The organism is Bradyrhizobium uaiense, from assembly GCF_010811875.1.
Classification (GTDB): Bacteria; Pseudomonadota; Alphaproteobacteria; order Rhizobiales; family Xanthobacteraceae; genus Bradyrhizobium; species Bradyrhizobium uaiense.
This window is the reverse complement of the sequence record NZ_VKHP01000306.1, coordinates 1-9949: the sequence shown is the minus strand read 5'-3', so window position 1 is coordinate 9949 and position 9949 is coordinate 1. Positions and strand designations below refer to the sequence as shown.

Annotated in this window: 6 protein-coding genes; 3 read left to right on the top strand and 3 right to left on the bottom strand. The window is 66.8% G+C overall.

Annotated elements, in window-relative coordinates:
* Positions 1 to 313: 313 nt before the first annotated feature.
* A complete protein-coding gene (locus tag FNJ47_RS41235) occupies positions 314 to 2176 on the bottom strand; it encodes a feruloyl-CoA synthase (RefSeq protein WP_163161916.1) in 1863 nt (620 codons plus the stop codon).
* A gap of 156 nt (positions 2177 to 2332) precedes the next feature.
* On the opposite strand from FNJ47_RS41235, the gene FNJ47_RS41230 reads away from it, so the two are divergent.
* Together FNJ47_RS41230 and atzF (FNJ47_RS41225) are read left to right on the top strand one after the other, a co-directional pair.
* On the top strand, positions 2333 to 2863 hold the full coding sequence (locus tag FNJ47_RS41230; protein ID WP_163161918.1) for a MarR family winged helix-turn-helix transcriptional regulator: 531 nt from the start codon (positions 2333 to 2335) through the stop codon (positions 2861 to 2863).
* 203 nt (positions 2864 to 3066) lie between these two features.
* Positions 3067 to 4887, top strand: coding sequence for an allophanate hydrolase (gene atzF / locus FNJ47_RS41225; protein WP_163161922.1), 1821 nt, complete (start codon positions 3067 to 3069; stop codon positions 4885 to 4887).
* A 175-nt stretch (positions 4888 to 5062) separates the two neighbouring features.
* Here the strand turns inward: atzF (FNJ47_RS41225) and atzF (FNJ47_RS41220) are convergent, their stop codons facing one another.
* Entirely contained in the window at positions 5063 to 6850 is a 1788-nt protein-coding gene (gene atzF, locus FNJ47_RS41220) for an allophanate hydrolase (protein ID WP_430649469.1), read from the bottom strand.
* Positions 6851 to 7086: 236 nt separating this feature from the next.
* Positions 7087 to 7617: a MarR family winged helix-turn-helix transcriptional regulator gene (locus FNJ47_RS41215; RefSeq protein WP_163161918.1), complete on the bottom strand. Its 531-nt coding sequence runs from the start codon at positions 7615 to 7617 to the stop codon at positions 7087 to 7089.
* Between the two features lie 156 nt (positions 7618 to 7773).
* Between FNJ47_RS41215 and FNJ47_RS41210 the strand changes: the two genes are divergently transcribed.
* Positions 7774 to 9636, top strand: a complete 1863-nt coding sequence (locus tag FNJ47_RS41210) for a feruloyl-CoA synthase (RefSeq protein ID WP_163161916.1) — start codon at positions 7774 to 7776, stop codon at positions 9634 to 9636.
* Positions 9637 to 9949 lie beyond the last annotated feature (313 nt).

Here is a 9949-nt window from a genome sequence, read left to right as displayed (position 1 = left end):
AGTTGCCGTGGCAACTAAAAACCCATGATGCGCCGCGGCGTCGGGTCGCAAGTGGAGACTTGTAACGTTGCCCTCAGCTTAGGTGAGCACGCTGCTCAGGCTCCCTCCCCCCTTGCGGGGGAGGGTTGGGGAGAGGGGTGGCCCCGGGCGAGATGATCGACGCGTGCATCACCGTTGCAAAGCACGTTGGGGCGCCACGAATACGGATAGCGCACGTCGTGCGGTACCCCTCTCCCTAACCCTCCCCCGCAAGGGGGGAGGGAACCCTTCCGCTAGTGCCTTCCTTACTCGCGCGTACTCCCGCCTGCTAATCTCAGCTGGCGCAGGCGATCGGCTCGGATGACGCGTCGTCCTCCAGCACCGCCACTGCTGCGGCGCGGCGCGTCAGCACGGCGCGCTGGTTGATGTAGCCCTTGTCGGTGATCTCCCCGCCGTCGACCGAGGCGGGCTCGGCCAACAACAATGTACGGGTAGCATAGCCGGAGGAATGACCGCCCTGCGCCTTCAGCCGTGCCAGCCCCTGCCCGATCGCGGAGCGGATCGCCGGATGGGCGATCACCTCGCGTGGGTCGACGTTCTCGGGCAGGCCTGCCAGCGAACGGCAGGCGGCAAGGTTCGGGAACACCAGGAAGCGCACCTCGTCACGGCCATGACCGGCAACGACGATATCTTGCGCAAGCGGCGCCAGCGCCGCGATGCCGGCGACACGCAAGGTGCCGACACTGACCCAGGTGCCGGAATTGAGCTTGAAGTCCTCCGCCACGCGGCCGTCGAAGAACAGGCCGAGATCGGGCCGGGCCGGATCGGCGAAGGTGACGGCGTCGCCGATCTTGTAAAAGCCTTCGTCATCGAAGGCCTCTCGGGTCAGCTCGGGCGCCTTCCAATAGCCCGGCGTGACATTGGGCCCGCGCACGCGGACCTCGAGCTTGTCGCCCGATGGCACCAGCTTCAGCTCGGTGCCTGGGATCGGCACACCGATATTGCCGGAGCGTTTGGCGAGGAAGTGGCAGTCGGTCGCCAGCGGCGAGGTCTCGGTCGAACCCCAGGCCGACACCATCGGCAGCTTGCGGCCAACTGTCTGCAGCGACAATTCCTCCAGCGCGTCCCACAGATTCTGCTGCAGCGCCGCGCCGGCATAGAAGGCGAATCTGGTGCCCTCGAAGAATTTGCGGCGCAGTTCGTCGTCGGTGCGGAGTGCCGCGATCAGCATGTCGAAACCGCGCGGCACGTTGAAATACACCGTCGGCACCACGCTGCGCAGATTGGCGAGCGAGGTCGCGAACAGGCCGGGCGCCGGCTTGCCGCCGTCGATATAGAGCGTGCCGCCGTTGCGCAGCACCAGATTGAAATTGTGGTTGGCGCCGAAGGTGTGGCTCCAGGGCAGCCAGTCCAGGATGACCAGCTCCTCGCTGGACTGCTCCAGAAACGTCCAGGTCTGCGCCTTGGCCTGCTGGCTCGAGGTCAGCATCCGCTGGGTGTTGATGACGGCTTTCGGCGTGCCCGTTGAGCCCGAGGTGAACAGGAACTTTGCGATCGTGTCCGGTGTCACCGCGGCAAAGGCCGTGGCGACCTCTGGTCCTTCCAGCGCTGCCGCGATGGCGCGGAACGGCATCGCGTCGGCGTCGTCGGGATTGCCGCTGACGATGGTCGCGCGATGCAGCGGCTTGATCGCGGCAAGCGCCGCCGCGAACGGCTTTGTGCTCGCGACATAGATCGCGCCGGGATCGAGCAGGCTGATCATACCCTTCAGCTTGTCGAAGTCTTTCGACATCAAGGAATAGGCCGGCGAGACCGCGGCCGAAGGCACGCCGACATGCTGGGCGGCGAGCGCGAACAAGGCGTGGTCGATCCCGTTATCGGAGAGGATGACGAGCGGCCGCTCGGCGCTCAGCCCTTGCGCCAGAACCCACGATGCGGCGCGGCGGACGATGCCGAGCGCGTCGCGATAGCTGACGGTGCTCCAGGGCGCCTCGGCATTGGCGCGCTCGCCGAGGAAGATCTGATCCGGCGCCTGTCGCGCCCAGTGCTCCAGCCAGTCGCCGACGCAGCGCGCGCTGTCTTGCAGCGGCGTGGTGGATCGAACCAGGATGCTGCCGTCGTGGCGTCTGACGGCAACGATCGCGGGCGCAGCGAACAGGCTGTTCGGATTGTCACTGCTGGCGGTGGCGATCGTCATGGTTTCCTCCTCGCCCGTGTCTCATCGGGATCGCGCTGCAACATGGTGCAGCGGCGCGGTCCCGGCCGGGCTCTTTGGCGATAATGTTGCGGACATCAATTGTTGTCGTCAACAACAATCTTTTCCTTGAGCCTCGGCCGCGCTAGCCTGACAGTCATGGCAAGCCAGCAAAAGACGTCGCGCAAGGCGGCAGGAACGCAAGCGGCAATCCGCCGCCCCCAGGCGCGCGCCGCGAATAGCCGGTCGCAGAGAGGCGACGCCGGCGACGACATCGGCCTCGACGCGCTGGTCGGCCACGCCGGCTACGCGGTGCGGCGATTCCAGCTCTGGATCTTCCAGGACTTCATCAAGACGCTGGCGACCGTCGATATCCGCCCGACCCAATATTCGGTCATGACCGTGATCGGGGCCAATCCGGGCCTGAGCCAGATGGCGGTGGCCAAGCGGCTCGGGATCGAGCGCGCGCGGCTGGTGCATCTGCTCGACAGCCTCGAGGAACGCGACTTCGTTAGCCGCATCGCCTCCGCCACCGACCGCCGCTCCCACGCGCTGCATCTGACCGCGCGCGGCAGGACCGCGCTGGCGCAATTCAAGCGGCTTGCCGCCGAGCACGAGCGACATGTGGCCGAGAAGATCGGCAAGGAAAACCGCGAGCGGTTGCTGCAGATCCTCGCCTGCTTCACCTGATCCACGGTCGCATTCCGGCTTGGTCACGCTTGCTCTTAAATTAGGCATTCGCACTCTCAAGCCGGCTTGCGTCAGCCACCAGCGCGCATTTCAAACGACTGATATTGTGCAATAAATCGTCGTGTCGCGAGCGCGAGGAAATTGTACACAATGGCACATTGCTTGCTTCGATCAGGCTGCAATTCCCTCGCGGCGGGCACCCGATGCCCTGCCGCGCCAGAGACGAGGCCAACCACGTGACTGAAACTGTCGCCGCGATCGTTGCCGCACACCGCGCCGGGACCATGACCCCGGCACAAACCGTGGCGCGCAGCTACCAGCGCATCCGCGAGCACAACGACCCCGCCATCTTCATCAGCTTGCGCGACGAGAAGGATGCGCACGCTGAGGCGGGGCGTCTCGCATATCCGTGGCTGCGGCTCGATGGCAGGCCGGTCCCGGTGCAGGACAATATCGACGTCGCGGGGCTGCCGACGGCCGCCGCCTGCCTGGCATTCTCCTACGTGCCTGCGCGGGATTCCACTGCGGTCGCCAGGCTGCGCGCGGCCGGCGCCATCATCATCGGCAAGACCAATCTCGACCAGTTCGCCACCGGCCTGGTCGGCGTGCGCTCGCCCTACGGCATTCCCAGGAACCCGGTGCGCGGCGATCTGGTGCCGGGCGGATCGAGCTCGGGCTCCGCAGTCGCGGTGTCGGCGGGCCTGGTGCCGCTCGCACTCGGCACCGACACCGCGGGAAGCGGACGCGTGCCGGCGATGCTCAACAACATCGTCGGGCTCAAGCCGAGCCTCGGGCTGATCTCGAACGCTGGGCTGGTGCCGGCCTGCCGCACGCTCGACTGCATCTCGGTGTTCTCGCTCACCGCCGACGACGCGCTGGCCGCACTTGCCGTGATGGCCGGCCCGGACGACGCCGATCCGTTCTCGCGCGACCGGCCGCTGGCACCTCTCACGACATTTCCGGCGAAGCTGAAGCTCGGCATTCCCAAGAGCGGCCAATTGATCTTCTTCGGCGATCGCGAGGCCGAAAAGGCCTACGGCGAAGCCTGCAAGCGCTGGCAGTCGCTCGGTGCCGAACTCGTCGAATTCGATCTCGAGCCGTTCTACGAGACCGCGCGGCTGCTCTATGAGGGTCCGTGGGTCGCCGAGCGCTATCTCGTAATCCGCGACCTCCTGGCGTCGTCGCCCGACGCGATCCATCCAGTGACACGCGAGATCACGATCGGCGGCGCGCGGCCCACCGCGGCCGATACCTTCTCCGCGCTCTATCGCTTGCAGGCGCTGCGCCGCGTTGCCGAGCGCACCTTCGCGCAGTGCGATGCGATCGTGCTGCCGACCGCTCCGACGGTCTATTCCACCGCCGACGTGCTGGCCAACCCGATCGAGCTCAACTCGCGGCTCGGCACCTACACCAATTTCGTCAACTTGCTCGATCTCTGCGGCCTGGCGCTGCCGGCCGCGATGCGACCCGACGGCGCGCCTTTCGGCATCACGCTGCTGGCGCCTGCCGGACGCGATGCCGAGCTTGCCGGCATCGGCCGCGTATTTCATGCCGACACCGGGCTGGGCCTCGGCGCCAAGGCACTGCCGCAGCAGCCGCTCGCGGCTGTGCCGGCACAGGCCGGGCCTAACGAGATCACGATTGCGGCGGTCGGCGCGCATCTCTCCGGCATGGCGTTGAATCACGAACTGACCACGCTCAATGCGCGGCTGCTGGAGGAGGCGGTCACCGCTCCGGATTACAAGCTCTACGCGCTCGACACCACGCCGCCGAAGCCCGGCATGCTGCGCATCGAGGCGGGCGCAGGTCATGCGATCAAGCTCGAGCTGTGGGCGATGTCGGCTGCTGCATTCGGCAAATTCGTCGCCGCGATCCCGCCGCCGCTCGCAATCGGCACGGTCAGGCCCGCCGACGGGCGGCAGGCAAAGGGCTTCATCGTCGAGCCCGCCGCGATCGACGGTGCGAAGGATATCTCGGCCTATGGCGGCTGGCGGGCGTTCATGGCGGAGAAGGCGAAGGCGTAGCCGGTCCTCCCCGTCGTCATTCCGGGGCGCGCGAAGCGCGAGCCCGGAATCCATTCATCCGCGTTTGACGTAGATGATTGGTTGCGGGGGCGCTTCCGGTAGCCGTCGCTGCGGATAAATGGATTCCGGGTTCGCGCCAAGAGGCGCGCCCCGGAATGACGACGGGGAGGACCGGCTACGCCTTCGCCTTCTCCGCCATGAACGCCCGCCAGCCGCCATAGGCCGAGATATCCTTCGCACCGTCGATCGCGGCGGGCTCGACGATGAAGCCCTTTGCCTGCCGCCCGTCGGCGAGCCTGACCGTGCCGATTGCGAGCGGCGGCGGGATCGCGGCGACGAATTTGCCGAATGCAGCAGCCGACATCGCCCACAGCTCGGGCTTGATCGCTTGACCTGCGCCCGCCTCGATGCGCAGCATGCCGGGCTTCGGCGGCGTGGTGTCGAGCGCGTAGAGCTTGTAATCCGGAGCGGTGACCGCCTCCTCCAGCAGCCGCGCATTGAGCGTGGTCAGTTCGTGATTCAACGCCATGCCGGAGAGATGCGCGCCGACCGCCGCAATCGTGATCTCGTTAGGCCCGGCCTGTGCCGGCACAGCCGCGAGCGGCTGCTGCGGCAGTGCCTTGGCGCCGAGGCCCAGCCCGGTGTCGGCATGAAATACGCGGCCGAGGGCGGCAAGCGCGGCACCGCGTCCGGGCGGCGCCCGCAGCGGGATGCCTAAAGGCGCGCCGTCGGGTAGCATGGCGGCCGGCGGCGCCAGGCCGCAGAGATCGAGCAAGTTGACGAAATTGGTGTAGGTGCCGAGCCGCGAGTTGAGCTCGATCGGGTTGGCCAGCACGTCGGCGGTGGAATAGACCGTCTGGGCGGTCGGCAGCACGATCTCATCGCACTGCGCGAAGGTGCTCTCGGCACCGCTGCGCAGCGCCTGCAAGCTATAGAGCGCGGAGAAGGTATCGGCCGCGGTGGGCCGCGCGCCGCCGATCGTGATCTCGCGTGTCACTGGATGGATCGCGTCGGGCGACGACGCCAGGAGGTCGCGGATTACGAGATAGCGCTCGGCGACCCACGGACCCTCATAGAGCAGCCGCGCGGTCTCGTAGAACGGCTCGAGATCGAATTCGACGAGTTCGGCACCGAGCGACTGCCAGCGCTTGCAGGCTTCGCCGTAGGCCTTTTCGGCCTCGCGATCGCCGAAGAAGATCAATTGGCCGCTCTTGGGAATGCCGAGCTTCAGCTTCGCCGGAAATGTCGTGAGAGGTGCCAGCGGCCGGTCGCGCGAGAACGGATCGGCGTCGTCCGGGCCGGCCATCACGGCAAGTGCGGCCAGCGCGTCGTCGGCGGTGAGCGAGAACACCGAGATGCAGTCGAGCGTGCGGCAGGCCGGCACCAGCCCAGCGTTCGAGATCAGCCCGAGGCTCGGCTTGAGCCCGACGATGTTGTTGAGCATCGCCGGCACGCGTCCGCTTCCCGCGGTGTCGGTGCCGAGTGCGAGCGGCACCAGGCCCGCCGACACCGCGACTGCGGAGCCCGAGCTCGATCCGCCCGGCACCAGATCGCCGCGCACCGGGTTCCTGGGAATGCCGTAGGGCGAGCGCACGCCGACCAGGCCGGTGGCGAACTGGTCGAGATTGGTCTTGCCGATGATGATGGCGCCGGCCGCGCGCAGCCTGGCGACCGCAGTGGAATCCCGCGCAGGCACGTAGGAGAATGCCAGGCAGGCGGCGGCCGTCGGCAGCCCCGCGACGTCGATATTGTCCTGCACCGGGACCGGCCTGCCATCGAGCCGCAGCCACGGATATGCGAGACGCCCCGCCTCAGCGTGCGCATCCTTCTCGTCGCGCAAGCTGATGAAGATGGCGGGGTCGTTGTGCTCGCGGATGCGCTGGTAGCTGCGCGCCACGGTTTGTGCCGGGGTCATGGTCCCGGCGCGGTGTGCGGCAACGATCGCGGCGACAGTTTCAGTCACGTGGTTGGCCTCGTCTCTGGCGCGGCAGGGCATCGGGTGCCCGCCGCGAGGGAATTGCAGCCTGATCGAAGCAAGCAATGTGCCATTGTGTACAATTTCCTCGCGCTCGCGACACGACGATTTATTGCACAATATCAGTCGTTTGAAATGCGCGCTGGTGGCTGACGCAAGCCGGCTTGAGAGTGCGAATGCCTAATTTAAGAGCAAGCGTGACCAAGCCGGAATGCGACCGTGGATCAGGTGAAGCAGGCGAGGATCTGCAGCAACCGCTCGCGGTTTTCCTTGCCGATCTTCTCGGCCACATGTCGCTCGTGCTCGGCGGCAAGCCGCTTGAATTGCGCCAGCGCGGTCCTGCCGCGCGCGGTCAGATGCAGCGCGTGGGAGCGGCGGTCGGTGGCGGAGGCGATGCGGCTAACGAAGTCGCGTTCCTCGAGGCTGTCGAGCAGATGCACCAGCCGCGCGCGCTCGATCCCGAGCCGCTTGGCCACCGCCATCTGGCTCAGGCCCGGATTGGCCCCGATCACGGTCATGACCGAATATTGGGTCGGGCGGATATCGACGGTCGCCAGCGTCTTGATGAAGTCCTGGAAGATCCAGAGCTGGAATCGCCGCACCGCGTAGCCGGCGTGGCCGACCAGCGCGTCGAGGCCGATGTCGTCGCCGGCGTCGCCTCTCTGCGACCGGCTATTCGCGGCGCGCGCCTGGGGGCGGCGGATTGCCGCTTGCGTTCCTGCCGCCTTGCGCGACGTCTTTTGCTGGCTTGCCATGACTGTCAGGCTAGCGCGGCCGAGGCTCAAGGAAAAGATTGTTGTTGACGACAACAATTGATGTCCGCAACATTATCGCCAAAGAGCCCGGCCGGGACCGCGCCGCTGCACCATGTTGCAGCGCGATCCCGATGAGACACGGGCGAGGAGGAAACCATGACGATCGCCACCGCCAGCAGTGACAATCCGAACAGCCTGTTCGCTGCGCCCGCGATCGTTGCCGTCAGACGCCACGACGGCAGCATCCTGGTTCGATCCACCACGCCGCTGCAAGACAGCGCGCGCTGCGTCGGCGACTGGCTGGAGCACTGGGCGCGACAGGCGCCGGATCAGATCTTCCTCGGCGAGCGCGCCAATGCCGAGGCGCCCTGGAGCACCGTCAGCTATCGCGACGCGCTCGGCATCGTCCGCCGCGCCGCATCGTGGGTTCTGGCGCAAGGGCTGAGCGCCGAGCGGCCGCTCGTCATCCTCTCCGATAACGGGATCGACCACGCCTTGTTCGCGCTCGCCGCCCAGCATGTCGGCGTGCCTTCGGCCGCGGTCTCGCCGGCCTATTCCTTGATGTCGAAAGACTTCGACAAGCTGAAGGGTATGATCAGCCTGCTCGATCCCGGCGCGATCTATGTCGCGAGCACAAAGCCGTTCGCGGCGGCGCTTGCCGCGATCAAGCCGCTGCATCGCGCGACCATCGTCAGCGGCAATCCCGACGACGCCGACGCGATGCCGTTCCGCGCCATCGCGGCAGCGCTGGAAGGACCAGAGGTCGCCACGGCCTTTGCCGCGGTGACACCGGACACGATCGCAAAGTTCCTGTTCACCTCGGGCTCAACGGGCACGCCGAAAGCCGTCATCAACACCCAGCGGATGCTGACCTCGAGCCAGCAGGCCAAGGCGCAGACCTGGACGTTTCTGGAGCAGTCCAGCGAGGAGCTGGTCATCCTGGACTGGCTGCCCTGGAGCCACACCTTCGGCGCCAACCACAATTTCAATCTGGTGCTGCGCAACGGCGGCACGCTCTATATCGACGGCGGCAAGCCGGCGCCCGGCCTGTTCGCGACCTCGCTCGCCAATCTGCGCAGCGTGGTGCCGACGGTGTATTTCAACGTGCCGCGCGGTTTCGACATGCTGATCGCGGCACTCCGCACCGACGACGAACTGCGCCGCAAATTCTTCGAGGGCACCAGATTCGCCTTCTATGCCGGCGCGGCGCTGCAGCAGAATCTGTGGGACGCGCTGGAGGAATTGTCGCTGCAGACAGTTGGCCGCAAGCTGCCGATGGTGTCGGCCTGGGGTTCGACCGAGACCTCGCCGCTGGCGACCGACTGCCACTTCCTCGCCAAACGCTCCGGCAATATCGGTGTGCCGATCCCAGGCACCGAGCTGAAGCTGGTGCCATCGGGCGACAAGCTCGAGGTCCGCGTGCGCGGGCCCAATGTCACGCCGGGCTATTGGAAGGCGCCCGAGCTGACCCGAGAGGCCTTCGATGACGAAGGCTTTTACAAGATCGGCGACGCCGTCACCTTCGCCGATCCGGCCCGGCCCGATCTCGGCCTGTTCTTCGACGGCCGCGTGGCGGAGGACTTCAAGCTCAATTCCGGCACCTGGGTCAGTGTCGGCACCTTGCGTGTCGCCGGCATCGCGGCGCTGGCGCCGCTTGCGCAAGATATCGTCGTTGCCGGTCATGGCCGTGACGAGGTGCGCTTCCTGGTGTTCCCGAACCTTGCCGCCTGCCGTTCGCTGGCAGGCCTGCCCGAGAACGTCGACCCACGCGAGGTGATCGCCCATCCGGCGATCCGCTCCGCGATCGGGCAGGGGCTGGCACGGCTGAAGGCGCAGGGCGGTCATTCCTCCGGCTATGCTACCCGTACATTGTTGTTGGCCGAGCCCGCCTCGGTCGACGGCGGGGAGATCACCGACAAGGGCTACATCAACCAGCGCGCCGTGCTGACGCGCCGCGCCGCAGCAGTGGCGGTGCTGGAGGACGACGCGTCATCCGAGCCGATCGCCTGCGCCAGCTGAGATTAGCAGGCGGGAGTACGCGCGAGTAAGGAAGGCACTAGCGGAAGGGTTCCCTCCCCCCTTGCGGGGGAGGGTTAGGGAGAGGGGTACCGCACGACGTGCGCTATCCGTATTCGTGGCGCCCCAACGTGCTTTGCAACGGTGATGCACGCGTCGATCATCTCGCCCGGGGCCACCCCTCTCCCCAACCCTCCCCCGCAAGGGGGGAGGGAGCCTGAGCAGCGTGCTCACCTAAGCTGAGGGCAACGTTACAAGTCTCCACTTGCGACCCGACGCCGCGGCGCATCATGGGTTTTTAGTTGCCACGGCAACT

What these genes read in the sequence shown, in the direction of transcription:
- FNJ47_RS41235 (WP_163161916.1), bottom strand. Translation starts at nt 2,176, where the DNA reads ATGACGATCGCCACCGCCAGCAGTGACAATCCGAACAGCCTGTTCGCT.
- FNJ47_RS41230 (WP_163161918.1), top strand. Translation starts at nt 2,333, where the DNA reads ATGGCAAGCCAGCAAAAGACGTCGCGCAAGGCGGCAGGAACGCAAGCG.
- atzF (WP_163161922.1), top strand. Translation starts at nt 3,067, where the DNA reads ATGCCCTGCCGCGCCAGAGACGAGGCCAACCACGTGACTGAAACTGTC.
- FNJ47_RS41215 (WP_163161918.1), bottom strand. Translation starts at nt 7,617, where the DNA reads ATGGCAAGCCAGCAAAAGACGTCGCGCAAGGCGGCAGGAACGCAAGCG.
- FNJ47_RS41210 (WP_163161916.1), top strand. Translation starts at nt 7,774, where the DNA reads ATGACGATCGCCACCGCCAGCAGTGACAATCCGAACAGCCTGTTCGCT.